This is a genomic window from Kribbella sp. NPDC006257 (assembly GCF_040613535.1).
Lineage (GTDB): Bacteria > Actinomycetota > Actinomycetes > Propionibacteriales > Kribbellaceae > Kribbella.
In genome coordinates, this window is sequence record NZ_JBEXSJ010000032.1 from 50,783 (window position 1) to 75,138 (window position 24,356).

The following is a 24,356-nucleotide window of genomic DNA, read 5'->3' on the forward strand; positions in this document are numbered from 1 at the left end:
GATGGCCAGGCGACCTGCTGCCAAGAAGGATCCGGCTTGGGAGGCGATTCAGGCCGGCTGGCGGATCGTTGCAGCTCATCCCCTGTTCGCTGCGATGGGAGGCGGCGGACCGGTCCGGGACTCCTCGGTGCCAGCTGACGGCTGGGCGACGATCAACTCGCACGGCGCTGTCCTGGTGCACGAGACGCGCCGCGGTACGCCGGAGGAGTGGGCGTGGGTGTTCGCGCATCTGCTGATCCACCTGGGCCTGGGGCACGGCTCCTGGGTCGATCCGGATCAAGCGGCAGCCGCTGCCTGCGACGTGGCGGTGAACCGGTTCCTGCAGTCGCTCAAGCTCGGCCGGGCGGTGGTCCAGGTGTCGTCGGACCTGCCGGGGACCTCGGAAGAGGTACTGGCTCGCCGGTGGCGGCAGGACGGCGTACCGGCTGCCTTTGCTGACTGCGGCGTGGCGGGTGGTCAGGCGGACGTGCTGCTCCGGCCGTGGACCGGCTGGGGTGATCCGCCGAAGTGGGAGGAGCGGTTCGCGTCGGGGTTGTCCGCTGCCGCTACTGCAGCGGTCGATGTCGCTGGTGGGGCGCGGATGTCGCTGTCGGACTCGGGGCGGTCGGTGGCGTTGTGGGACGCGGCGCTGGGGTGGTTCGTCTCGTCGTACCCGTTGCTCGGGGCGATGGCAGCGACGATGAAGGTGGTCGCGTCGACTCCGCTGGCACGGCAGTGGGACATCCGGGTCGCAGCGGTGAACTCGGAGGTCGGGGAGATCTACGTGAACCCGCTGGCCTCGCTCACTGCGAACGAGTGGCGGTTCGTGATGGCGCACGAGATGCTGCACGCTGCTCTGCGTCACGGTGCGCGGGTCGGCGGGCGGGACCACTACCTGTGGAACGTGGCTGCGGACCTGGTCATCAACGGCTGGCTGCTGGAGATGGGCGTCGGCACGATGCCTGACGGTGCTCTGCACGATCCGTCGCTCAAGGAGCTCTCAGTCGAGGCTGTCTACGACCGGATCGTCACTGACCTGCGCCGCTACCGGAAGCTGGCGACACTGCGCGGCGTCGGGCTCGGAGATGTGCTGGGCGAGCCACTGCCGCACCCTGGTGAAGCACAGCGCGCTGCTGGGCTCGACGACATCTACCGGCGTGCCTTGACGACTGGACTCGCGTACCACGATTCCTCGCGCGGTCTGCTGCCTGCCGGTCTTGTTGCTGAGATCCGGGCGCTGGATCATCCGCCGCTGGCTTGGGATGCGCAGTTGGCGCGCTGGTTCGAGGAGTTCGTGCCGGCGGCTACTCGTCGTCGTACCTATGCACGGGCGTCGCGGCGGCAGGCGTCCACTCCAGACATCCCGCGGCCCGGGTGGATCCGGCCGGTGGAGCGCGAGCAGCTCCCGACGTACGGGGTGGTGCTGGACACCTCCGGCTCGATGGACCGGGTTCTCCTCGGCAAGGCGCTCGGCGCGATCGCGTCGTACTCGATGGCTCGGGACGTGCCTGCGGCGCGTGTCGTCTACTGCGACGCTGTGGCTTACGACGCCGGCTACCTACCGGTCGACTCCCTGGCGGGGAGAGTGCAGGTGCGTGGGCGTGGCGGCACCCGGTTGCAGCCCGGCGTGGACCTACTGGAGCGCGCTGACGACTTCCCGTCGAACGGCCCGATCCTGATCATCACGGACGGCTACTGCGACGTGGTCCGCGTACGCCGGGATCACGCGTGGCTGATGCCCGCCGGCGCCTCCCTACCCTTCGCCCCCCGCGGCCCGGTCTTCCGCGTCTCTTAGCTGGTCCAGCCAGGTGATCAAGGCGGCCGCGATCTTCGCTGGTTGGTCCTCGGGGAGGAAATGGATGCCGGCGCCCACGGAGGTGATCGTCAGGTTGCGGCCGTTGGTGCGGCACCACGCGACCTCTTCTGCGCCGATCACCGCGCCGGGCTCGCCGTAGAGCAGGAGATTCGCGGCGCCCGGGTCCGCGATGATCATTTGGTTCGCCTGGACGAGCGCGGCGACATCGGCCGGTTCGCCGGCGATCGGGATCTCCTGCGGCCACCTGAGCATCGGCGAGTTCTTCGACGTATGCGATGTGGTCGGCCAGCCGGTAGTCGAGCGCGGGTCTGCCAGACCTGCCCATCCCGATCAGGTCGAGGGCAAGACAGTCGGCAGCTTCCACCTTGCAGGGTTGGGGTTTCTGCTGGGGGTGAACAGGCTTCGCTCATGGTGAACAAGGGCGGCCCGTGGGTCCTGACGAGTGACAGTGTCGGGAGATGCTCAGGCACCGTGAGTTTCTGAAGTTGTGGGTTGGGCAGGCGGTTTCTGCTTCGGGGAGTGCGATTACGGCGGTTGCGATGCCGCTGGTTGCTGTGGTCACGCTGGGGGCGTCGCCGGTCGAGATAGGGGTGTTGTCGGCGCTGACTGTTGTGCCGCATCTGGTGTTCGGGCTGCCAGCTGGTGTGTGGGTGAGCCGGGTGTCGCGGCGGCGAGTGATGATCGCGGCCGACGTGGGGCGGGCAGTCCTGCTTGGGTCTGTGCCCGTGCTGTCGGCCGTGGGGTTGCTACGGATCGAGCACCTGTACGTCGTGGCTGTGCTGGCCGGAGTACTGACACTGCTCTCGGACACAGCGTCGATGACTCTGCTGCCCGCATTGGTGCCACGAGCTTCGCTGATGCAGGCGAACAGCGCGTCGATGCTGAACCAGACCGTTGCCTCGACTACTGGCCCTTCTATCGCAGGTGTTCTGACACAGGTCGCCAGTGCTCCGTTTGCGATCGCGGTAGATGCACTGTCGTTCCTGGCCTCAGCTGTGGCTTCCTTCTTGATCAAGGAGCCGCCGGTGCCTGCGCTAGCTCCTGGTCGGTACCGGCTGCTGGGAGGACTACGCGAGCTGTTCGGCAGTCCTGTGTTGTCGGCTCTGACCTTGTCGGCAACTATCGCCTCACTCGCTGGTGCTGCGCAGGCTCCGCTAGTGGTCCTCTACCTCGTCCGCGATCTCCATTGGCCGCCACTGCTGGTCGGCGTCGCGATCACCGTCGCAGGAGTTGCTGCTGTGGTTGGAACTCTGGTGGCACCCGCCTACAGTCGCAGGCTCGGCATGGGGCGCGCGTATGTCTCCGGCCAGCTCCTGGCTTCGCTGGCAGGCGCTGTGCTCGCTAGCGGTTGGTTGCCGCTTGTCCTCCTCGCCCAGATGGTGGCGGGCTTGGGGATGTCGCTGTACGGCGTACCGCAGCGAACGCTTCGCCAGGCGCTCGTACCGGAGCACCTGTTGGCCCAGGTGACCGCGACCTGGCGCACCTTGGTCATCGGCGGCCAGACCGTCGGAGCGCTCGCTGGAGGACTCGCGGCCACCTACCTCGGCGTACGGGCGACTCTTCTACTCAGTTGCGCCGGCATGCTCGCCGGAGTCGCCGTAGCTGCCCGCTCACCGCTGCGGAGTCAGGCCACGGCTGAGCTGGGGTGCTTATAGGGTCGCGGGCATGGTGAATGTGAGTGCTGAGGTGGTCAAGGATCTGGCCGCGGACGGCGTACTGCGGGCTTCTATCAACCTGGGAAACCCGGTGCTCGCGCAGGGGACACCCGAGGAACCGACCGGGGTCACTGTCGACATCGCGCGCGAGATCGCCGCGCGGCTGGGCGTCTCGCTCGAGCTGATCTGCTTCGACGCGGCCCGCAAGTCCTTCGAGGCGATGACGTCCGGCCGGGCCGACATCTGCTTCCTCGCGATCGACCACGCCCGGGAGGCAGAGGTTGCCTTCACCGCGCCGTACGTGGTGATCGAGGGCGTGTACGCCGTACCGGTGGACTCACCGTTGACGACGGTCGACGAGGTCGATGCCGAGGGCATCCGGATCGGGGTGAAGCGCGGTTCGGCGTACGACCTGTATCTGTCCCGCACCCTCCAGCACGCCACCGTCGTCCAGGGCGAGGAAGGCACGACCGCCTTCCGCGAGGGCGCTCTCGAGGCAGCCGCCGGCATCCGCCAACCCATCACCGACTACGTGGCCGCCAACCCCGACCTCCGCGTCATCCAAGACCGTTTCATGCAAATCCAGCAAGCAGTCGGCACACCGAAGTCCCGCACCCCCGAAACCCTCCACTTCCTCCACACCTTGATCGAAGACCTCAAGTCCTCCGGCTTCATCGCCAATTCCCTAGCCCGTTCCCACCGCCCCGTCGCCACCGTCGCCCCACCCGCCGAGTAGCGCTCGCCATGGACGAGATCTCGCTTTCGGTCCCGCGCTACCGCCGAGAGACCGGAGTCGTCGCACCGGTCGAAGGCGGAACCATTCGCGTCGAGGTGGTGAATGGCGCGGTCGAGCTGTACGGCGACCCCGCCGGCCTCCGCGACCTCGCCCGGTGGTGCCTCTCCCTGTCCGATTCCACAGCACCAAGCGGAGGCCACATCCACCTCGAACCCGGTTGGGTGCCACTCAGCCCGGATTCGATTCCCCTCTTGATAGCCCGCGAAGACACCATCGACGCCACGGTCGCCGATGACCGGTTCGCCTAGGCTTTGGAGGTGTGGGTGAGCAGGTGATTCTGGAGACGGAGCGGCTTCGGTTGGTGCCGCTCGGGGTGGAGTACGCCGCCGAGCTGTGGAACGTGTACTCCGATCCCGAGGTCGCGCGGTACATCGGTGGGGACCTGTTGACCGCCGAGTCCACCCGCGAACAGATCGAGCGCTTCGCCCGGACCTGGGACGAGCGGGGCTACGGTCAGAGCGCCGTCATCTGCCGAGAAACCGGCCAGCTCCTCGGCAGGATCGGCCTTTCGTACTGGCCCGAGTGGGACGAGACCGAACTCGGATACGCCCTCTCCCGCGCCGCGCAGGGCCAAGGAATAGCGCAGGAAGGCACGCGCGCCTGGATCGCCTGGGCCACCGCCAACCTCGCCGACGACCACCCGATCGCAGTCATCAACCCAGCCAACACCCCCAGCACCCACTTGGCCCACCGCCTCGGCTTCAAACCCACCCGCCACGAAACAGTCCGCGATGTGGATGTCGTAATCCACCGCCTCAACCTGGACCGCTGATGCCTGGTGACCTGTTGTGGGAAGACGTGCAGTGCTTCTTCGACATCGATCTGATGGGGAGCCTGCCGGACGTCTATGTGCCCGACACCTCGGTCGAGGAATGGCAGGCGGTTCTTGACCTGATCAGAACGAGTGGCTGGCGATACGAATACAGCGTGGGGGGCACCGTGCTGCCGCTGCCCCCGGCCGAGGCGGTGCTCTCTCGACCGGCCGACGCCGAGATGCCGGATCTGCGGGTCTGGCCGGCGCCCGACGTACTGGCGATCTTCCGCTTCCTCGCGCCGACCGAGATCGACTTCGACATCGACCTCCATGAACTGCAAGGACAAGATCGGCTGGACCTGTTGTGCGACTTCTTCGCCACGATCGGCCGTCGCCTCGGGAAGCCTGTCCTGATGACACCAGAAGGCGACTACAACCACCCAGTGCTCGGCTACGACGTCACCGCCGACCGAGTCATCCGCCTAGCCGAACCGTGGTGAGACAGGCCCTGCATTCCGGCTGGGCATTCTCAGGGTGCGGGGTTGTGCGGTAGAGCGAAGGCTTTGGTGATTCGTTCGGCTGCTTGTTCTGGTGTGAGGTTGGTGTTGTCGATGCGGAGGTGATCGTGCTGGTCGATCAGGTCTTGGGCGACGGTGCGAGGGCCGCCGGTGTTCAGGGTGTGGTCGGTGTCCATCGCGAGGAGGAGGGTGCGGGAGCTCTCCAGATCGCGCTTGCTCGCCTGCTCGGTGAGGCGGAACTCGGTACCGTTGCGGGCGAGGCGCTCTTCCTGTTCGGCGTACAGCTCGACCAGCCGTGCCCGGCCGCCGGCTTGTTCGACGATGTGGATGTACGACGCGATCGTGTCGGAGTCAGCGGGATCGTTCAGGCCCCAGACGAAGGTGAAGATCAGACCGAGCAGGTCCGAAGCCGCGGCCTCTTCGATCACTCGGCGGCGGAATTCCGAGACCAACCGCCCGAACGGCGCGGAGCCGAACGGGAAGATGCCGAGCACCGGCTCGATGGTCGCGTGGTTGTGAAACAGCTTGAACCCGGTGACTTCACACAACGCGTGTCCCACGGTCATTTTCCCGACCGCGGCCGGGCCGAAGATGATCACCAGGTCCATGGGCACATCGTGGCAGCGCACCGCCGTACGGACGAACCTATTTACCCCGGCAGGGCCCGTTGATCGTGGAGAGCTGCTGGGACGGTGATCAGCATGAGGTGGATCACCTCGTCGTCGGTGAGGCCGCCTTGGGAGCAGAGGGAGTGCCAGGTGCGGAAGTCGAGGGCGTGGGCCAGCGCGGCGTTCAGCCGTTGAGTTTTTCGGCCAGTTGAGTGGAAGCCCTTGCTGAGAATCGCCACTCGTGATCGAAGATGGCTTCCTCGGCGCCCACCTCGCCCTACACCGAGGAACCGCCCGCCGAACTTCCATGAACGAGCGCTACGAGAGCTCCCAACCCATGCAGCGCCAACTTCACGACCGGTTTCAGTCAGCTGTGCCGCTCAATTGTGGGAGCGTGGCCGGGGTGAACGGTCACTGACGCCGTCATCGAGCCCTGCCCCAGGACAGTCGAGGAGCTGCCGATGGCGATCAAGTGGTTGCAGTTGGTTGGCGGCTCCTACTGGGGGCCCAAGGGACAGGCGTTTTTGGGCGCCGCCGAGGCGCGTGCCGGCATCGCTCTCTCCTCGCTTGAGAGCGAACTGCTCACGGAATTCGATGGTGGCATCTGGCTGGCACAGGCAGGCTATGAACGAGTCTCGGTCGGACTTGAATTCCGATCTGACAAGCGCGGCAGACCGCTGAGGAAGATCGCCGACATAGGCCGGCTGATAACACCTGAGTACTCGTTGGTTTGGCCGGAGCTGGAGAACGCGACCGTTGACGAAGTCCGCGAACGCCTTCGGCCAGTCGTACTCGATGCGCTCGACCTCGTCGGTGAGCGGCGAAACCTCGGCAAGCTGCCGCGTACTGGCGAGGCAAAAGGATTGACGGCTGTGCCCCTGAAGCCTCTGATCGAAGACCCGACGCCGTACGTCGAAGCGCCCGGCGACAGCTTCGTCATCATCCGCGACCTCCCGGCGAACACAAGACCGTCGGATGTACCGGCGGTTCTCCAGAAGTATGAAGAGGATCTGCAAGCGCTGCTCTCAAAAGAAGCGTTCGGCAACATCGTCGAGGCCGAAACCTCGCCGACTGCGATCCGATGGCTGGTGCAACTACCACGCGCCAACGATTAGCCAACCTGCAGCTCCCAGCAGACGCCAGAACCCCCTGATAGCTGCCAGGCATGCGCGTCACGGCCTAACCGTGATCTGCTGCGCGATCTCCACCACCCGGTCGCGGTCCACCACAGCGTCGTGCGTCGATCCCGGCGGCATCTGAGCAGCTGAGCCCACGTATACCTGAATTCTGTCTGGTCGGACCAGTCGCACGCTGTACTGATGTCCGCCTAGCGCCGCAGAATCGCGGATGAAGGCTGTGCATCCATCCGCCAGCTTGCGAACCTCTGAGCAGCGCCGGCTGGACGGTGCGTCCATGCCGTCACAGACACGCGGCACGGGCTGCCAACCCGTCGTGACCTCAACGGTCAGATCCACCAGATTCGCCACGGAGCCGAGGGGATATGCCCAGTTCGCTCCTGCCCAGAGGTGGCCCAGTTGCGTGCCGTCAATCTTCAGGGTTTCTGAGTCGCCAAGCACAGCACCGGGTAACCGCATGATCTCCGGGGCAACCCGCACCAACTGGCGGCCAGGGGGACGGGGCTAACCAGCGGGGATGCTGCCGCCCACGGCCCAAGGGCTCGCCGCCTGATCCGGGGTAGAAAAGACGAAAGGCCCCCGGGTGGGGGCCTTTCGCGTTTTGAGCGGGTGACGAGAATCGAACTCGCGTAGTCAGTTTGGAAGACTGGGGCTCTACCATTGAGCTACACCCGCATGCACCCACCGGAGTGGGTACGCCGCCATGATTCCACATCGGCCGGGGTGGTCTCAAACCGGTTCCGATGAGGTCTGGATCACGGGCTGGGGGAGGGTGGGGGCGCGAGCACTCCTCCGCGTCCACTAGACTCGTGCGGTCACTGCGGGGCGTAGCGTAGTGGCTAGCGCGCCTGCTTTGGGAGCAGGAGACCGCAGGTTCGAGTCCTGTCGCCCCGACAAACCCCTGCAGCACCCTGCAGCGTGGCCTGCCCGGTCACGGCTGTGAACGTCACCAACCAAGGAGAACCGCCACCGTGAAGAGCACCGTCGAGTCCTTGAGCCCGACCAAGGTCAAGCTCATCGTCGAGGTGCCGTTCGAGGAGCTCAAGCCGAGCCTCGACGCGGCGTACAAGAGCATTGGCAGCCAGATCGTCGTCCCGGGCTTCCGCAAGGGCAAGATCCCGCCGCAGGTGATCGACCAGCGCGTCGGTCGCGGCCCGGTGCTCGAAGAGGCGATCAACGACGCGCTCCCGAAGCTCTACTCGCAGGCTGTCCAGGACAACCAGGTCAAGGCGATCGGCCGGCCTGAGGTCGACGTGACCGAGTTCAACGACAAGGAGAGCCTGCAGTTCTCCGCCGAGGTCGAGGTCCGCCCGGAGATCACCCTCCCGGACCTGGACGGTATCGAGGCCGGTGTCGAGGACATCGCGATCAGCGACGACGAGGTGAACGAGCAGATCGAGGCGCTGCGCCAGCGGTTCGGTTCGCTGAACCCGGTCGAGCGCGCGGTCGCCGACAAGGACTTCATCACGATCGACCTGTCCGCCACCAAGGACGGCGAGAAGATCGAAGAGGCGCAGGCGACCGGCCTGTCCTACCAGGTCGGCTCCGGCCAGCTGCTGGACGGTCTGGACGAGGCCGTCATCGGCCTGTCCGCCGGCGAGTCCGCGACCTTCACCACCCAGCTGGTCGGTGGCGAGCTGAAGGGCGAGGACGTCCAGGTCGAGGTCAAGGTGACCGCGGTCAAGGAGCAGGAGCTGCCGGCGTACGACGACGACTTCGCGCAGACCGCGTCGGAGTTCGACACCGCCGACGAGCTGACCGCCGACGTGAAGGCGCGGCTGGAGCGGGGCAAGCGCCTCGAGCAGGCCGGTGACGCCCGCGACGCGGTGCTCGAGAAGATCCTCACCCTGGTCGAGGTGCCGGTCCCCGAGGGCCTGCTGACCGACGAGCTGGCGGCCCGCCGGGAGAACCTCGAGCAGCAGCTCGGGTACTCCGGGATGACGTTCGCGCAGTTCCTCGAGGGCGAGGAGCAGACCGAGGAAGAGTTCGACGAGGACCTGAAGAAGCGTTCCGAGGACGCGATCAAGGCCCAGTTCGTGCTCGATCTGGTGGCCGAGCAGCAGGAACTGAGCGTCAACGACCAGGAGCTGACCGAGCACATCGTCCGGCACGCGCAGCGTTCCGGCGTCAGCCCGGACCAGTTCGCCCAGCACGCCGTCGAGAACAACCTGGTGCCGAGCCTGGTCTCCGAGGTCGTCCGCGGCAAGGCGCTCGCCCACCTGGTCGAGAACGCCAAGGTCACCGACGCCTCCGGCAACGTGGTCGAGCTGAAGACGCTGCAGCCGGACGGCACCTACGCAGACCCCGAGGCTGAGGCCGCCACCGACGAAACCCCGGTCGAAGAGCCCGCCAAGGCCTGATAGATCGCTGACGGCCCCGGAGTCCTCCTGGATTCCGGGGCCGTTGACGTCGTACGCCGTACGCAGGTCCTGCTGGGCTACAAAGCCGGCGATGAGCTCGTCAGCACCCTGGTGCCGTCGCTGTGTTCGCCATCAGAGTCACCGCGGTTTGGGACAGAGCCCGGCCCGGTGTGAGTTTCGCGCCGCTCTGGGCCACGATGCCGGTCTTGCCGAGCGATCCTGGTGCGCGGCGGAGATCACCGTGCGGTATCTGGTCCGCAGCCATCCGCTACGTCGCGTGTCTCCTTGACTCCGCTATGTAATCACGGAGTGGCTCAATGCCCAGGCCTGGCGGCACAATGACGGAAATCATCGCTCGGGCAGAGGCGCAAAGTAGTTGGCTGAGGGCAGATGACGTGCGCCGTGAGCGAACACTTGCCTACCGGGCTCCGGTCTGTCGTCGCCGACCAGTAATGTCGGCTTCGTGAACGAGACATTTGCAGCCAGCCCCACCGCCGCGGGCGGCAACGGATCCGGCGGACTCGACGACCACATCTACCAGCGCCTGCTGAGCAACCGGATCATCTTCCTGGGGTCCGAGGTTCGCGACGACAACGCGAACGCGATCTGCGCTCAGATGTTGCTCCTCAACGCCGAGGACCCCAACAAGGACATCTGGCTGTACATCAACTCGCCGGGTGGCTCGGTGGACTCCGGTATGGCGATCTACGACACCATGCAGTGGATCTCCAACGACGTCGCCACCGTCGGTATGGGCCTCGCGGCGTCGATGGGGCAGTTCCTGCTCTGCGCCGGTGCGAAGGACAAGCGGTTCGCCCTCCCGCACGCGCGGATCATGATGCACCAGCCTTCCGGCGGCATGGGTGGTACGGCCTCCGACATCAAGATCCAGGCCCAGCAGTCGCTGCACATCAAGGCGCAGCTGTTCAAGCTGATCGCCGAGCACACCGGCCAGGCGCTCGAGCAGGTCGAGACCGACGCCGACCGGGACCGCTGGTTCACGGCTGACCAGGCGAAGGACTACGGCTTCATCGACCACGTCGTGGCGAGTGCTGCTCAGCTGAGCAGCGGCAGCCCCAACTCCTGATCTCCCACTCTGTAGTAAGGACACGAGCATGAACTACTTCATCCCGCAGTGGGAGGAGCGCACGTCGTACGGCATGCGCCGCGTCGACCCCTACACCAAGCTGTTCGAGGAGCGCACCATCTTCCTCGGTACGCCGATCTCCGACGAGATCGCGAACGCCGTGATGGCGCAGCTGCTCTGCCTGGAGTCGATGGACCCCGACCGCGACATCAGCATCTACATCAACTCGCCGGGCGGCTCCTTCACGGCGCTGACCGCGATCTACGACACGATCCGCTACATCAAGGCCGACGTCCAGACGGTCTGCCTCGGCCAGGCGGCGTCCGCCGCCGCCGTGCTGCTCGCAGCCGGTACGCCGGGTAAGCGGATGGCGCTGCCGAACAGCCGGATCATCATCCACCAGCCGGCCACCGAGGGCACTTACGGCCAGTCGAGCGACATCGAGATCCAGGCGAACGAGATCCTGCGGCTGCGCTCGCTGCTGGAGAAGATGCTCTCCGACGCCAGCGGGAAGTCGCTGGAAGAAGTCTCCCGCGACATCGAGCGGGACAAGTTCCTGACTGCCGAGCAGGCTGTCGAGTACGGCCTGATCGACTCCGTGCTGGAGTCCCGCAAGACGCCGCTCGCGGTCGGCGCCTAGTTTTCTGCAAGATTTCTGCGGTGCCGCCGCCTGGCGGCCGGGACGTTCGCCACGGGCGTAGACACGACGCGTGGGAGAGGGCAGCGTTCGGACTCCAGGCGCGGTACCGTCGGAATCTAGGTTCGGGTTCCGGCCCGGCCCGGCCTCAGCTAGTGAGAGAAGGGATCTGTCCCGGTGGCACGCATAGGTGACGGCGGCGACTTGCTCAAGTGCTCGTTCTGCGGGAAGAGCCAGAAGCAGGTCAAGAAGCTCATCGCCGGTCCCGGCGTCTACATCTGCGACGAATGCATCGATCTCTGCAACGAGATCATCGAGGAGGAGCTGAACGAGGGCTCCGAGGTCGGCCTCACGGAGCTGCCGAAGCCCCGCGAGATCTACGACTTCCTCAATGCCTACGTCGTCGGACAGGACGTGGCGAAGAAGGCCCTCGCGGTGGCCGTCTACAACCACTACAAGCGGGTGCGCGACGGGCAGGCATCGTCGACCGCGGGCCGGCACGCCAAGGACGAGGCCGTCGAGCTGGCGAAGTCGAACATCCTGCTGATCGGGCCGACCGGGTGTGGCAAGACCTACCTGGCGCAGACCCTGGCCCGGATGCTGAACGTCCCGTTCGCGATCGCCGACGCCACCGCGCTGACCGAGGCGGGTTACGTCGGCGAAGACGTCGAGAACATCCTGCTGAAGCTGATCCAGGCCGCTGACTACGACGTCAAGAAGGCCGAGACCGGCATCATCTACATCGACGAGGTCGACAAGATCGCCCGTAAGAGCGAGAACCCGTCGATCACCCGCGATGTCTCCGGCGAGGGCGTCCAGCAGGCCCTGCTGAAGATCCTGGAAGGTACGACGGCCTCGGTGCCGCCGCAGGGTGGCCGCAAGCACCCGCACCAGGAGTTCATCCAGATCGACACCACCAACGTGCTGTTCATCGTCGGCGGCGCGTTCGCCGGGCTGGACCACATGGTCGAGCAGCGGGTCGGCAAGAAGACCCTCGGTTTCAGCATGTCGCGGGAGACCGAGAAGCCGCGCGAGGCCGGCACGTACGCCGACGTGATGCCGGAGGATCTGCTGAAGTTCGGCCTGATCCCCGAGTTCATCGGCCGGCTCCCGGTGATCACCACCGTGTCGCCGCTGGACCGCGACGCGCTGATCAAGATCCTGTCGGAGCCGAAGAACGCACTGGTCAAGCAGTACCGGCGGCTCTTCGAGATCGACAACGTCGAGCTGGAGTTCAGCGAGGACGCGGTCGAGGCGATCGCCGACCAGGCCCTGCTCCGCGGCACCGGGGCCCGCGGCCTGCGCGCCATCATGGAAGAGGTGCTCCTCAACGTGATGTACGAGGTGCCCAGCCGTGAAGATGTCGCGAAGGTCGTCGTCACCGGCGAGGTCGTGCTGGAGAACGTCAACCCGACGCTGATCCCGCGCGACCAGATGGAGCGGAAGCGCGAACGACGCGAGAAGACCGCCTGACCCTCTTCCAGGGGCACTCTTCGTGAGGGAGGCCGGAGTCCGCTGCAAGGCGGACCCGGCCTCCTTTCTCGTGGCTCATCTTCCGGTCGCTGCACTCGACGGCGCAGTGGCCTGGCTTGGCGGATCTCTTTACCCAGTTGGCCTCAGCGTTTTCAGAGAAAGTTGCTGCTGGCAACTTTCCCGCGGTGCCGCAGAGCTCAGGGTTACTTCATTGCGTTGAAGGCTTCGTCGGAGATGGGGCCGACCTCGTCGACGGTGACGCCTTCGTTGCCGGCCTGGGCGATGACGGTGAGCTTGTTCGAGCTGCGGTAACACTGTGCTTGCAGGGTGGCGGTTGCCTCGACGCAGATGGACTTGCCGACCGTCTTCACCTTGTCAGGTGTGACGCCGGAATCCTTGATGGTCTTGTCGACATCGACACTTCCGCGCACCGCGATCACGACGAACAGCCGCTTGCCGTCGACACTCCCGTACGCCTCGACCGTCGCCTGCTTGCCGTCGTTGAGCCGGCTCAGTTCCTCCCGCGTCTGGTCGAGCTGCAGCTGGCTGCGGATCTGCGAATCCGTGATCCGATCCAACCCACCCAGCTTCGCCGGCGGATCGATCGTCCGCGCAGTGTTCAACCGGCTGAGCGGCCCGATCCCGCTGAAATACCCAAGCGCAGCCACCAGCAGCAACACCACCACAACCCCACCCACCACAACCCACGGATTCCTCCGCACCCCCACCTTCTTCTTCTTCTCACTCCCCACCCCGTACGCCGAACTCGCACCCGCAGCGGTAGATGAGCCAACCCCACCCGCACCTGCAGCCGAGCCGGAACCACCCCCACCTGCAGCCGAGCCGGCCCCACCCGCACCTACCGAACCCGCTGCCGCAGACCCGGAGGCCGACCCAGCCGCACCAACCTTTGCCACCGAACCCGACCCAGCAGCTGCGGAGGCGACCCCGCCGCTACCCGAGGCCGCCGAGCTGGGCGCTCCGGCTGAGGAGCCCGGTGTTGTCTTGTCCGAGGTCGAGCCAGCCGCAGTACCTCCCGCCGCCGAACCTGATCCGGCAGCAGCGGAGGTGATTCCGCCGCTACCCGAGGCCGCCGAGCTGGGCGCTCCGGCTGACGAGCGCGGTGTTGTCTTGCCGGTGTCGCCGGGTTTGGTTGCCGACGCGGACCTGTCTGCTGCGGCAGCCGGAGGTGTCACACCAGGCGCGCCCGCAGGCGAGCTGTTGGTGGTCGAGCCAGCTGTGCCGCTGCCCGGTGCGGCCGGTCTCGGAGCAGGCGTGGGGCTGCTGCTGAGCGGGGTTGTGGGGCGTGAAGTTGCTGGGGACGAGCTGGTGGGGGTGCCAGAGGCAGGCGTGGAAGGCGGGCGGGGAGTGGACGGGGTTGCTGAACTTGGGGCGGGTGTTCCGGTAGGCGTACCTAGTGAGGGAGTGCCCGAAGTAGAGGTTGGTTTGGTGCTCGGGGCGGCCGACGCTGAGGTCGGCGTGGGTGTACCTGGAGCCGCGGCCGAGGCGGCTGGAGGAGTGGAACCGGCGGTCGAGGTAGACGTGCTCGGGGTTTGGGGAGCTGCGTCCGAGGGCGTGGTGCTGCGGGTGGAGGCAGGTGCCGGTGCGCCGTTGCCTCCTGTGGGGGCTGGTGCTGGAGCGGAGGTGGTGCGGGGGCGGGCTGTGGTGCTTGCGGCGGCTGCGCTGGAGCCGAGGGTCGGTCCGGCTGGAGGCGTCGCCGGGGGAGTTGGGGAGGGAGCGCCTGAGGATTCCTTGGGGGAGCTTGGATCAGTCCTGCTAGGCGTTTCTGTTGGTGCTGTGCCGGAGGACGGCGTGGTGCGGATGGGGGTTTGGGCGGGGAGCGGAGTCTGGGCAGGCAGGGGTGTCTGCTTGGGGAGCGGGGTTTGCGTCGGCATCGGAGTCTGCCGGGAGGTCGTTTCCGGGGCTCGACTAGCGGGTGTTGCCTGGGAGGTGGACGCGGAAGACGACTTCGATGCGGGACCGCTCCCAGATTCCTGTACTTCGGGCGCTGTGGCCGGCGTCGCCTCATCGGTGGCGGCGTCGAACGGCAAAGGCTCCGGAGCCGGCGGCGTGGAGGAGGTGTTTTTGGCAGCCGCCCTGGCCGCGGTACCCGAGGTGTTCGCGCTACCCGAGGCAGCTGGGGTGGCGGGGCTAGCTGAAGTGGCCGGGTTGGGTGGGGTGGTGGAGGCCGCAGGGGTAGCCGGTGTGCCTGGGGCCGGGGTGGTGGTGGAGTTTGCGGCGGGGGTCTTCGCCGGCGGGGTGGTGGGGGAAGGCTTGGGTTGGGCGGTTTTGCGGGGGGCTCGTTTGCGAGGGGTGGCTGACTTCTTCGCAGCCGCCTTTTTGGTGGGAGCGACCTCGGGCGGGGTGTCGGATGCCGGGGTGGGGCGGTCCGAATCGGCCGGGGTGTTCGGGTCGCTCATCAGGCATGCTCCTCGGGACAGATCACGGGCCAGCCCGATGCTTGCACATCGGGGCAAACTGGTTCCGCAGCGTAGCTGTTCGGTTCATAGCAGTAGCGCCCGCCTCCGAAGAAGCGGGCGCTACCAGTGTCTGCTGCTGAGGAGCCGGACGGTCAGAGGGCCGCGATCACCGAGACCGCGTCGGACTCGTCCGGGCTCCAGACGATCTCGCCGATGATCCGGCCTGCGGCGCGCAGGTCGACCTCGGCCTGCTCGGCCAGGGCGAGCCGGTCGGCGAGGCCGCTGACCTCGACCTTGGAGACCTCGGTCTTCATCGAGACCTGGGCGGTCGACTTCGCGCCGCGGATCCCGGCGAGCACCTCGGAGACCGCGTCCAGGACCGCCGGGTCGTGCGGGGTCGAGGCAACGTCGACGTCTGCGACCGGCCAGGAGGTGAGGTGGATCGAACCGTCCTGCCACCACGACCAGACCTCTTCGGTCGCGAACGGCAGGTACGGCGCGAGCAGGCGCAGCTGGACGGACAAGGCAACCGCGAGCGCGGCCTTCGCCGAAGTGGCCCCGGTCTCGCCGTGACCGCCGTACGCGCGCTCCTTGACCAGCTCGACGTAGTCGTCACAGAAGGTCCAGAAGAACCGCTCCGCGACTTCCAGCGCACCGGTGTAGTCGTACCGGTCGAAGGCCGCGGTGGCTTCCTCGACGACCGTGCGGAGCTGAGCCAGCATCGCCAGGTCGACCGGCTCGGTGACCGCGCCGGCGTCGACCGAGGTCGCACCGAAGCCGAGAACGAACTTCGACGCGTTCAGAACCTTGATCGCCAGCCGCCGCCCGACCTTCATCTGCGACTCGTCGAAGGGCGAGTCCAGCCCAGGGCGAGCCATCGCCGCACGCCAGCGAACAGCGTCCGACCCGTACTTGTTCAAGATGTCGTCCGGCAGCGCCGCGTTGCCCTTGGACTTGCTGAACTTCTTCCGGTCCGGGTCGACGACGAAGCCCGAGATCATCGAGCGCTTCCACGGCAGCGTGCCGTTCTCGAACTGCGCGCGGACGATCCGGGAGAACAGCCAGGTCCGGATGATGTCGTGCGCATGCGTGTTCAGGTCCATCGGGAAGGTCCGGGCGAACAGGTCCGGGTCTCGCTCCCAGCCGGTGACGATCTGCGGCGTCAGCGACGACGTCGCCCAGGTGTCCATCACGTCCGGATCGGCCTGGAAACCGCCCGGCTTGCCGCGCTGCGACTCGTCGTACCCCGAAGGGACCTGGGAGGTCGGGTCGATCGGGAGGTCTTCCTCGCGCGGCAGCAGCGGGTGGTCGTAGTCCGGCTCGCCATCGGCGTCGATCGGGTACCAGACCGGGAAGGGAACGCCGAAGAAGCGCTGGCGGGAGATCAGCCAGTCGCCGTTCAGGCCGTTGACCCAGTTCAGGTAGCGGTGCCGCATGTGCTCCGGGACGAACTCCTCCTGCTCGCCGAGTTCGATGAACTCGTTGCGCAGGTCCTCGCTGCGACCGCCGTTGGCGATGTACCACTGCCGGGTGGAGACGATCTCGAGCGGCTTGTCGCCCTTCTCGAAGAAGTTCGTCATCCGCTGTGTCGGCTTCGGCTCACCGTCGAGATCGCCGCTCTCGCGAAGTTTGGCGACGACCAGTTCGCGGGCGCTGAAGACGGTCTTGCCCGCCAATTCGGCGTACAGGGAAGAGCCCTCGAGCCACGCCGGGGTCTCACGCAGCAGCCGGCCGTCGCGGCCGATGACCGTGCGGACCGGGAGCTGCAGCTCGCGCCACCAGACGACGTCGGTCAGATCGCCGAAGGTGCAGCACATCGCGATACCCGCGCCCTTGTCCGGCTCGGCCGCCTCGTGCGCCAGAACCGGGATCTCGACGTCGAACAGGGGCGAGCGGACCGTCGTACCGAAGAGATCTTTGTAGCGCTCGTCGGTCGGGTGCGCGATCAGCGCGACGCAGGCCGGGATCAGCTCGGGACGGGTGGTCTCGATGTAGATCGGGCCGGTCGGGCCGTGGAACGCGATCTTGTGGAAGGCGCCCGCGTACTCCCGGGCCTCCAGCTCGGCCTGCGCAACGGCGGTCTGGAAAGTGACGTCCCAGAGCGTCGGCGCCTCCGAAAGGTACGCCTCGCCCCGGGCATAGTTGCGCAGGAAGGCACGCTGCGACGTACGACGCGAGTCGTCCGAAATGGTCGTGTAGAGGTACGACCAGTCGACGCTCAGGCCGACCTGGCGCCACATCCGCTCGAACGCCTGCTCGTCGATGTGCGTCAGCTCACCGCAGAGCTCGACGAAGTTCTGCCGGGAGATCGGGATCTGCTTCTTCGGGTCCGGCTTCTCCGGCGGGACGAACGACGCGTCGTACGGCAGCGTCGGGTCGCAGCGGACGCCGTAGTAGTTCTGGACGCGACGCTCGGTCGGCAGGCCGTTGTCGTCCCAGCCGATCGGGTAGAAGACCTTCTTGCCCCGCATCCGCTGGAATCGCGCGATCAGGTCCGTGTGGGTGTAGCTGAAGATGTGGCCGACGTGCAGCTTCCCGGAGACGGTCGGCGGCGGGGTGTCGATCGAATAGACGTCTTCGCGGGAAGCGGTCCGGTCGAAGGCGTAGGTCGCCTGCTCCTTCCATACGGCAGCCCATTTCTCCTCGAGGCCTTCGAGGGTGGGCTTGTCAGGAACACGGGACGCTTCGCTCATGCGCCAATCCTAGTGGTTGTCAAGGGGTGCTCTCGACGGGTTATCCACACCCCCTCCTAGACTGGGCAGCCTGATGAGTGACCTTTCGTACGCCGAAGTGTCGGCGAAGCTCCAGGCCCGTTGGCCGGAGACCAAGATGGACCCGAGCCTGGACCGTATCCGGCGCCTGGTCGAGCTGCTCGGCGATCCGCAGAAGACCTACCCGGTGGTGCACCTGACCGGGACCAACGGCAAGACCTCGACCGCGCGGATGGTCGACTCGCTGCTCCGCGAGGCGGGGCTGCGGACCGGCCGGTTCACCAGCCCGCACCTGGAGTCGGTCCGGGAGCGGATCACGCTGAACGGCGACCCGATCGACGAGCAGCGGTTCGTCGAGGTCTACACCGAGATCGTGCCGTACGTCGACGTGGTGGACAACGAGTTCGAGCACCCGTTGTCGTTCTTCGAGGTGATGGTCGCGATGGCGTACGCCGCGTTCGCCGACGCACCGGTCGACGTCGCGGTCGTCGAGGTGGGCCTGGGCGGCGCATGGGACGCCACGAACGTTGCCGACGGCATCGTTTCGGTGATCACCCCGGTCGCGGTCGACCATGCGCACATCCTGGGCGCCGATCCGGTCACCATCGCGGGCGAGAAGGCCGGCATCATCAAGCCCGGCGGCACCGCGGTGATCTCGCAGCAGAGCCTCGACGTACTGGAGGTGCTGCAGCGCCGGGCCAACGAGGTCGGCGCCCAGGTCGCCCGGGAAGGGCTCGAGTTCGGCGTCACCAGCCGGACGGTCGCGGTCGGCGGGCAGCTGATCTCGGTCCAGGGGCTCGGCGGCACGTACGAGGAGATCTTCCTGCCGCTGTATGGCGAGTACCAGGCGCACAACGCGGCCACGGCGCTCGCGGCGGTCGAGGCGTTGCTCGGGGCGACCGCGCAGACCGAGGGCCGGATCGACAACGAGCTGGTCCAGGCGGGCTTCGCCGAGGTGACCAGCCCGGGCCGGCTGGAGGTCGTCCGGACCAGCCCGACGGTGATCGTCGACGCGGCGCACAACCCGCACGGGGCCGAGGCGACGGCGGCCGCGGTGACCGAGGCGTTCGCGTTCAACCCGCTGATCGGCGTACTGGGCTGTATGAAGGACAAGGACGTGTACGCGATCCTCGAGGCGTACGAGCCGATCATGGAGACGGTCGTCTGCACCCGGAACTCGTTCGTCGACCGGTCGATGCCGGCCGAGGAACTGGGTGAGCTCGCCGCCGAGGTGTTCGGCGAGGACCGGGTGCTGGTCCGGCCGAAGCTGCTCGACGCGATCGACGACGCGATCCGGCTGGCCGAGGAGAACGCGATCGCGATGGGCACCGGCGGCGTCCTGATCACCGGCAGCGTGATCACCGCCGGCGAGGCCCGCACGCTGCTGGTCCGCAAGCCGAAGGGCGCGCAGAACCCGTACGGCGAGCAGCAATGAGGTCGCTCGCGTCGATCGTGCTCGCTTTCGAGGCGTTGGTGCTCGCCCTGGTCACCCCGGTGATGATCTCGGTCGCCGACGTGAAACCTGGTACGGCGATCCCGCTCTGCCTCGGTCTGGCCCTGCTGGCGATCGTCGCCGCCGGCCTGCTCCGCAACCAGGTCGGCTACGTCCTCGGCTGGGCCATCCAGGTCGCCACGGTCGGCCTCGGCTTCGTCGTACCGGTGATGTTCGTCCTGGGACTCGCGTTCGCCGCGTTCTGGGTGCTGGCCTATGTCCTCGGCAAGCGCATCGACGAAGCCAAGAAGGCGCAGCAGGCCCAGGCCGGTTAGGCTCGGCGCCCGATAGAACTGCCGCCCCAACTCGAAGGAAAGAGTGGAGACATGTCGCAGCGCACCCTGGTCCTGCTGAAGCCCGACACGGTACGCCGTGGGCTGGTCGGCGAGATCCTCGGCCGGTTCGAGGCGAAGGGACTGAGCATCGTGGCGATGGACCTGCGCACGATCGACGGTGAGATGGCCGACCAGCACTACGCCGAGCACGTCGAGCGGGACTTCTACCCGCCGCTGCGCGAGTTCGTCACCAGCGGCCCGCTGGTCGCCCTGGTGCTCGAGGGCGACGAGGCGATCGAGGTGATCCGCGGCCTGAACGGCGCGACCGACGGCCGGAAGGCGGCACCCGGCACGATCCGCGGCGACTTCTCGCTGTCCAACCGCGAGAACCTCGTGCACGGTTCCGACTCGCCGGAGTCCGCCTCCCGCGAGATCAAGATCTGGTTCCCCGACCTGCCGTAGAACAGGTGCGGTACTGCGCTCGATCGGTTCAGGTGTCGATCGAGCGCAGTTTGCTGTCCAGGGTCTCCGCAGCGGGGTGGTTGAGATCGGTGAGGAGGTCCAGGGCCTGCTCCCACCAACCACCAGCCGACTCGAGGTCGCCCTGGTCGTACTCGACATCGCCTAGGTTCTGCAGCATCAGGGCTTGGTAGTAGCTGTCGTGAAGTTCTTGATAGAGCTCCAGTGCTTTCTGATAGCAGCTGGCCGCTTCGGCGAGGTTCCCTAGACCGCGGTGGGCGTAGCCGAGATGGTCCCAGGTCGCTGCCTCACCGAGCTTGTGGTCGACCTCTTGGTAAAGCCGCTGCGCCTGCGTGCAGTACTCAACAGCCTGGTCGTACTCCCCGAACGTGGAAGCGTGCAGCCATCCCAACGAGTTCAGTGCGAGTGCCTGACCGGTTCTGTGCCCACTGGCCTTGAACAGCTCGGACGCGATCAGGTCGTGGTCATACGACTCCTTCAACCGCTCCTGCTGAGCCAGCACGAACGCCACAACCCGCTGACACCACGCCTGCGCTACCTGATCACCAGTCCGTACTGCGAGGTCGAGGGCGGACTCTGACTCCGCGAGTGCTTCGTCCAGGCGGCCCTGGCGAGCCAGAGCATGCGCCCGGTAGCGGTGAGCCATCACCTGGCCGTGCACGTCCCCGGATCGCCTGGAGGCATCCACTGCGGTCCGCATGATGTCGATCCAGTTGTTCCAGAGCCCACGACGCTCCAGGAACCCGGTGATCGTCCGGGCGAGATGCGTCGCGTGACTGTCGAATCCCTCGCGTGCGGCGTGTTCGATCAGCACGAGCAGGTTGGGGTGCTCGGCCTCGAACCAGTCGAACGCCTCCTGGTAGCCGTCGAAGCTCAGGACGTACGGCGTACCGGTGGCTTCGGGTAGTACGTCGGGATCGCGGTGTGGGCGGAGCCATTGGTCGCCTGCATCCGCAGTACGGAGGTAGTGGTCGAGGAGGCGCCACAGTGCTTGGCGGCACTCCTGCTCCTTGTCGACGGAGCCGGCCAGCTCCGCGGCGTACACGCGGAGGAGGTCGTGTGAGGCGTAGCGCTGCGGTGCGAGCTGGCTGATCAGGTGTGCGCGCTCCAGCTCGGCCAATGCGAGCTGGACGCGCTCTGGCGTAGTACCGGCTAGGGCCGCTGCTGCTGCGACGGACAGGTACGGTCCGGGGTGCAGTCCGGACAGCCGGAAGACGCGGGCCGAGGTGCCGGTCGCCAACTGGTACGACCACGAGAACACCGCGCGCAAGTCGGTCATCTGATCCTCACCGGTGAAGGCGTCAAGCCCTTGTCTGGTACGCCGTAGGTCCAACGCCACTGTCTCCAGAGACCAGGTCGGGTGTGCCGCCGCGTGAGCAGCCACGAGCGACAGTGCGAGTGGCAAGCGAGCGGAGAGCGCTATGAGCGACTCGGCAGCTGCCGGCTCGGCAGCGATGCGTGCGGCGCCAAGAGCGCCGACCAGGAGCGACTGGGCCTGGTCCCAGTCCATCAGGTCGAGCGACACCGGACGGGCGCCCTCGCTGGCGAGCAAGCCTGGCAGGCGGTTCCTGCTGGTCACTAGTACGCGACAGCCACGACCACCAGGCAGCAACGGCCGTACCTGCTCCGCACTACGAGCGTTGTCGAGCACGATCAACAGCCGTCGATCCGCGAGCAACGTCCGGTAGAGCGCAGCCTGCGCAGTCGGTCCGAACGGAATCCGACCAGGCGCAGTCTGCAGTGCATCGAGAAAGCCCCGTACTGCGTCCTCCGGCGAAACCATGTCGCCCGAGGGATCGAAGCCGCGCAGATTCACGTACAGCTGTCCGTCGGGGAACTCCGCCGAGACCCGCTCACCCCATGCCACCGCCAACGCCGTCTTGCCGACCCCTGCTGTCCCGGAGATCACTGCGATCGAGGAGGTAGGACCAATCGACCCCAGCAGCGCCTGGTCGAGCTCGGCCAACTCTCTGGACCGCCCGACGAAGGTACGCCCGACAGAAGGCAACTGGTGCGGCACAACCTCCCGAGAAGTCCGTACTGCGGCTGCCCGCGCGTCTGTGGCGAGCACTGTCTGGTGGAGACGGCGCAGCGCCGGACCAGGGTCTAGACCGAGCTCGTCGGCCAGCCGTCGGGACGCTTCGCTGTAGGTGGCGAGTGCGTCGGCGGGTCGCCCAGACCGGATCTGTGCCTCCATCAGTAGAGCCCAAAGCGGCTCCCTGAGCGGGTGGCGCTTGGTGAGACCGCTCAGCTCGGATGTCATCTGCGCGTGTTCGCCAAGCTCGAGCCGGGCGCCAAGCAGCAGCTCAGTCGCATGCAGGCGCTCCTCGGCCAGCACTGGAATCGCCTCCCGGATCAGTGCTCCTGCAGCCAATCCAGCTAGCGGCTCTCCGCGCCAGAGGTTGAGGGCTTCGGTCAATAGCCGGGTGCGTTCGTGCGGCTCGGCGGTAGCCGTAGCTGTTGCGACCAGTGCACGGAAACGAGCCAGGTCGACTTGCGCCGGGTCCACCCGGATCAGGTAGCCGGCCGACTCGGTGCTGATCATCGGCGTACCGAGCATTGTGCGCAGTCGTGAGATGTAGGTCTGCAGTGCCGACCGTGGTCTGGCCGGCAGCTCGTCTTCCCAGAGCGTGTCCACCAGAGCTTGGGCGCCGACCACCCGGTTCGGCTGCAGCAGCAGGGCAGCGAGCAGCACCCGCAGCCGGTTGGCGGCCAGCTCGATCCGCGCGCCGGAGTCGTCCACCACCTCCACCGGACCCAGCAGCCGAAACTCCATGCGGGCCATTGTCACCGGGAAAGGGTGACGGCGCTCGTGGTTGCGTGAAACCACCGCGAAAGCGTGGTGAAGGAACCGCGCGTCAAGCTACCAACGCGGGGGATAGCCGGCCTGACCGTACCCGGGCCCACCGTGGGAGGAACAGGGCTCGCCCGTCAGGGGAGGGGCGAGCGCTGGGGGCGAGTGGTGCCGCTGCAACAGGGAGCAGCGGTACCACTCGATACTCCCAGCCCGCCAGTTGCCTACGGTGAGTCACCGGATACCATCTGTGCCGGGCGGACGGGGACGTGTCGGTCCCTCGGTGGCGCACGCTGCGCGCTTAGCCTGAGATCTACGAGCAGCAGGAGGCGCCTGCGATGGCGAACAGCATGCTCGGCCGCGACATGGCGGTCGACCTCGGCACAGCGAACACCCTCGTCTACGTACGGGGGCGCGGTGTCGTCCTCAATGAACCATCGGTGGTCGCGACCCGGACCGACGAGCCGCGCGAAGCGGTCGCCTTCGGGCACGAGGCCAAGAAGATGATCGGCCGCACGCCGGGCAACATCACCGCGATCCGGCCGCTCAAGGACGGCGTGATCGCCGACTTCGACGCGGCCGAGCAGATGTTGCGCTACTTCATCCAGCGCGTGCACCGCCGCCGGTACTTCGCGAAGCCGCGGATCGTGGTCTGTGTGCCGTCCGGGATCACCGCCGTCGAGCAGCGCGCGGTCCGCGACGCCGGCTACATGGCCGGGGCGCGCAAGGTCTACATCATCGAGGAGCCGATGGCCGCGGCCCTGGGCTCGAACCTCGAGGTCCGTGACGCCACCGGCAACATGGTGGTCGACATCGGCGGCGGTACGACGGAGGTCGCGGTGATCTCGTTCGGCGGCATCGTCACGTCGCAGTCGATCCGGGTGGCCGGCGACGCGATCGACAAGGCGGTCGTGAACTACTGCAAGAAGGAGTACTCGCTGATGCTCGGCGAGGCCACCTCCGAGCAGATCAAGATGACCATCGGCTCGGCCTTCCCGACCTCCGACGGACCCGACTCCGAGATCCGCGGCCGGGACATGGTCTCCGGCCTGCCGCGGACCGTGAAGGTGTCCTCGGCGAGCATCCGGCAGGCGATCGAGGAGCCGATCACCGCGATCGTCGACGCGGTCAAGGCGACGCTGGACAAGACGCCGCCCGAACTGGCCGGCGACATCGTCGACCGGGGCATCGTGCTGACCGGCGGCGGCGCGCTGCTGAAGGGTATGGACGAGCGGCTCCGGCACGAGACCGGTATCCCGATCCATGTCGCCGAGAACCCGCTGGACGCCGTCGTGCTCGGCGCCGGCAAATGCGTCGACAACATCGAGACGCTGAACCGCATCCTCGTCACCGACCGCCGCTGAA

21 protein-coding genes and 2 tRNA genes are annotated in these 24,356 nt (G+C 66.9%); 16 read left to right on the forward strand and 7 right to left on the reverse strand.

Annotation, left to right across the window (positions count from 1 at the left end):
• Position 1 precedes the first annotated feature (1 nt).
• A complete protein-coding gene (locus tag ABZ004_RS30725) occupies positions 2 to 1,774 on the forward strand; it encodes a hypothetical protein (RefSeq protein ID WP_355684575.1) in 1,773 nt (590 codons plus the stop codon).
• Here ABZ004_RS30725 and ABZ004_RS30730 read toward each other — a convergent pair.
• Positions 1,733 to 2,047, reverse strand: a complete 315-nt coding sequence (locus tag ABZ004_RS30730; protein WP_355684576.1) for a hypothetical protein — start codon at positions 2,045 to 2,047, stop codon at positions 1,733 to 1,735. The genes ABZ004_RS30725 and ABZ004_RS30730 overlap by 42 nt on opposite strands.
• A 206-nt stretch (positions 2,048 to 2,253) precedes the next feature.
• On the opposite strand from ABZ004_RS30730, the gene ABZ004_RS30735 reads away from it, so the two are divergent.
• The 5 genes from ABZ004_RS30735 to ABZ004_RS30755 are packed head-to-tail and all read left to right on the forward strand — an operon-like array spanning position 2,254 to position 5,500.
• The gene (locus tag ABZ004_RS30735) at positions 2,254 to 3,450 is read left to right on the forward strand and encodes an MFS transporter (protein WP_355684577.1); all 1,197 of its coding nucleotides are present in this window, start codon (positions 2,254 to 2,256) and stop codon (positions 3,448 to 3,450) included.
• 10 nt (positions 3,451 to 3,460) lie between these two features.
• Positions 3,461 to 4,186 carry a transporter substrate-binding domain-containing protein gene (locus ABZ004_RS30740; protein ID WP_355684578.1) on the forward strand — a complete coding sequence of 242 codons (726 nt, stop codon included), beginning with the start codon at positions 3,461 to 3,463 and terminating at the stop codon, positions 4,184 to 4,186.
• 8 nt (positions 4,187 to 4,194) lie between these two features.
• Positions 4,195 to 4,494: a hypothetical protein gene (locus ABZ004_RS30745; RefSeq protein ID WP_355684579.1), complete on the forward strand. Its 300-nt coding sequence runs from the start codon at positions 4,195 to 4,197 to the stop codon at positions 4,492 to 4,494.
• Positions 4,495 to 4,505: 11 nt separating this feature from the next.
• Positions 4,506 to 5,018, forward strand: coding sequence for a GNAT family N-acetyltransferase (locus ABZ004_RS30750; protein WP_355684580.1), 513 nt, complete (start codon positions 4,506 to 4,508; stop codon positions 5,016 to 5,018).
• Positions 5,018 to 5,500, forward strand: a complete 483-nt coding sequence (locus tag ABZ004_RS30755; RefSeq protein ID WP_355684581.1) for a hypothetical protein — start codon at positions 5,018 to 5,020, stop codon at positions 5,498 to 5,500. The genes ABZ004_RS30750 and ABZ004_RS30755 overlap by 1 nt, the downstream gene beginning before the upstream one ends.
• Before the next feature lie 29 nt (positions 5,501 to 5,529).
• Here the strand turns inward: ABZ004_RS30755 and ABZ004_RS30760 are convergent, their stop codons facing one another.
• Together ABZ004_RS30760 and ABZ004_RS30765 are read right to left on the reverse strand one after the other, a co-directional pair.
• Complete coding sequence (locus tag ABZ004_RS30760; protein ID WP_355684582.1) at positions 5,530 to 6,126, reverse strand: hypothetical protein; 597 nt, start codon at positions 6,124 to 6,126, stop codon at positions 5,530 to 5,532.
• A 41-nt stretch (positions 6,127 to 6,167) separates the two neighbouring features.
• The gene (locus ABZ004_RS30765; protein ID WP_355684583.1) at positions 6,168 to 6,365 is read right to left on the reverse strand and encodes a hypothetical protein; all 198 of its coding nucleotides are present in this window, start codon (positions 6,363 to 6,365) and stop codon (positions 6,168 to 6,170) included.
• Between the two features lie 222 nt (positions 6,366 to 6,587).
• Between ABZ004_RS30765 and ABZ004_RS30770 the strand changes: the two genes are divergently transcribed.
• Positions 6,588 to 7,241, forward strand: a complete 654-nt coding sequence (locus tag ABZ004_RS30770; protein WP_355684584.1) for a hypothetical protein — start codon at positions 6,588 to 6,590, stop codon at positions 7,239 to 7,241.
• Positions 7,242 to 7,866: 625 nt separating this feature from the next.
• On the opposite strand, the gene ABZ004_RS30775 is transcribed toward ABZ004_RS30770, so the two are convergent.
• Positions 7,867 to 7,937 (reverse strand) — tRNA-Gly (locus ABZ004_RS30775).
• A gap of 146 nt (positions 7,938 to 8,083) precedes the next feature.
• Here ABZ004_RS30775 and ABZ004_RS30780 point away from each other — a divergent pair.
• From ABZ004_RS30780 to clpX, 5 genes are all read left to right on the forward strand, one after another.
• A tRNA-Pro gene (locus ABZ004_RS30780) sits at positions 8,084 to 8,156 on the forward strand.
• Between the two features lie 77 nt (positions 8,157 to 8,233).
• On the forward strand, positions 8,234 to 9,622 hold the full coding sequence (gene tig / locus ABZ004_RS30785; protein ID WP_355684585.1) for a trigger factor: 1,389 nt from the start codon (positions 8,234 to 8,236) through the stop codon (positions 9,620 to 9,622).
• A gap of 463 nt (positions 9,623 to 10,085) precedes the next feature.
• Positions 10,086 to 10,709, forward strand: a complete 624-nt coding sequence (locus ABZ004_RS30790) for an ATP-dependent Clp protease proteolytic subunit (RefSeq protein ID WP_112245895.1) — start codon at positions 10,086 to 10,088, stop codon at positions 10,707 to 10,709.
• Between the two features lie 28 nt (positions 10,710 to 10,737).
• Complete coding sequence (locus tag ABZ004_RS30795) at positions 10,738 to 11,349, forward strand: ATP-dependent Clp protease proteolytic subunit (protein ID WP_355684586.1); 612 nt, start codon at positions 10,738 to 10,740, stop codon at positions 11,347 to 11,349.
• Positions 11,350 to 11,523: 174 nt separating this feature from the next.
• Positions 11,524 to 12,819, forward strand: a complete 1,296-nt coding sequence (gene clpX, locus ABZ004_RS30800) for an ATP-dependent Clp protease ATP-binding subunit ClpX (protein ID WP_355684587.1) — start codon at positions 11,524 to 11,526, stop codon at positions 12,817 to 12,819.
• Between the two features lie 203 nt (positions 12,820 to 13,022).
• Here clpX and ABZ004_RS30805 read toward each other — a convergent pair whose 3' ends face one another.
• Together ABZ004_RS30805 and valS are read right to left on the reverse strand one after the other, a co-directional pair.
• Positions 13,023 to 13,541, reverse strand: a complete 519-nt coding sequence (locus tag ABZ004_RS30805) for a hypothetical protein (protein ID WP_355684588.1) — start codon at positions 13,539 to 13,541, stop codon at positions 13,023 to 13,025.
• Positions 13,542 to 15,391: 1,850 nt separating this feature from the next.
• The gene (gene valS / locus ABZ004_RS30810) at positions 15,392 to 17,932 is read right to left on the reverse strand and encodes a valine--tRNA ligase (RefSeq protein WP_355684589.1); all 2,541 of its coding nucleotides are present in this window, start codon (positions 17,930 to 17,932) and stop codon (positions 15,392 to 15,394) included.
• Between the two features lie 73 nt (positions 17,933 to 18,005).
• Between valS and ABZ004_RS30815 the strand changes: the two genes are divergently transcribed.
• From ABZ004_RS30815 to ndk, 3 genes are read left to right on the forward strand one after another with little or no spacing between them, the layout of a single operon-like run.
• Entirely contained in the window at positions 18,006 to 19,385 is a 1,380-nt protein-coding gene (locus ABZ004_RS30815) for a folylpolyglutamate synthase/dihydrofolate synthase family protein (protein WP_355684590.1), read from the forward strand.
• Positions 19,382 to 19,717 carry a DUF4233 domain-containing protein gene (locus ABZ004_RS30820; RefSeq protein WP_355684591.1) on the forward strand — a complete coding sequence of 112 codons (336 nt, stop codon included), beginning with the start codon at positions 19,382 to 19,384 and terminating at the stop codon, positions 19,715 to 19,717. The genes ABZ004_RS30815 and ABZ004_RS30820 overlap by 4 nt, the downstream gene beginning before the upstream one ends.
• 51 nt (positions 19,718 to 19,768) lie before the next feature.
• Complete coding sequence (gene ndk / locus ABZ004_RS30825) at positions 19,769 to 20,179, forward strand: nucleoside-diphosphate kinase (protein WP_355684592.1); 411 nt, start codon at positions 19,769 to 19,771, stop codon at positions 20,177 to 20,179.
• Between the two features lie 28 nt (positions 20,180 to 20,207).
• Here the strand turns inward: ndk and ABZ004_RS30830 are convergent, their stop codons facing one another.
• Positions 20,208 to 22,973, reverse strand: a complete 2,766-nt coding sequence (locus ABZ004_RS30830; protein ID WP_355684593.1) for a BTAD domain-containing putative transcriptional regulator — start codon at positions 22,971 to 22,973, stop codon at positions 20,208 to 20,210.
• Between the two features lie 356 nt (positions 22,974 to 23,329).
• On the opposite strand from ABZ004_RS30830, the gene ABZ004_RS30835 reads away from it, so the two are divergent.
• Positions 23,330 to 24,355 (forward strand): rod shape-determining protein, encoded by a 1,026-nt coding sequence (locus ABZ004_RS30835; RefSeq protein WP_355684594.1) that lies wholly within the window; start codon positions 23,330 to 23,332, stop codon positions 24,353 to 24,355.
• The last annotated feature ends 1 nt before the right edge of the window (position 24,356 follow it).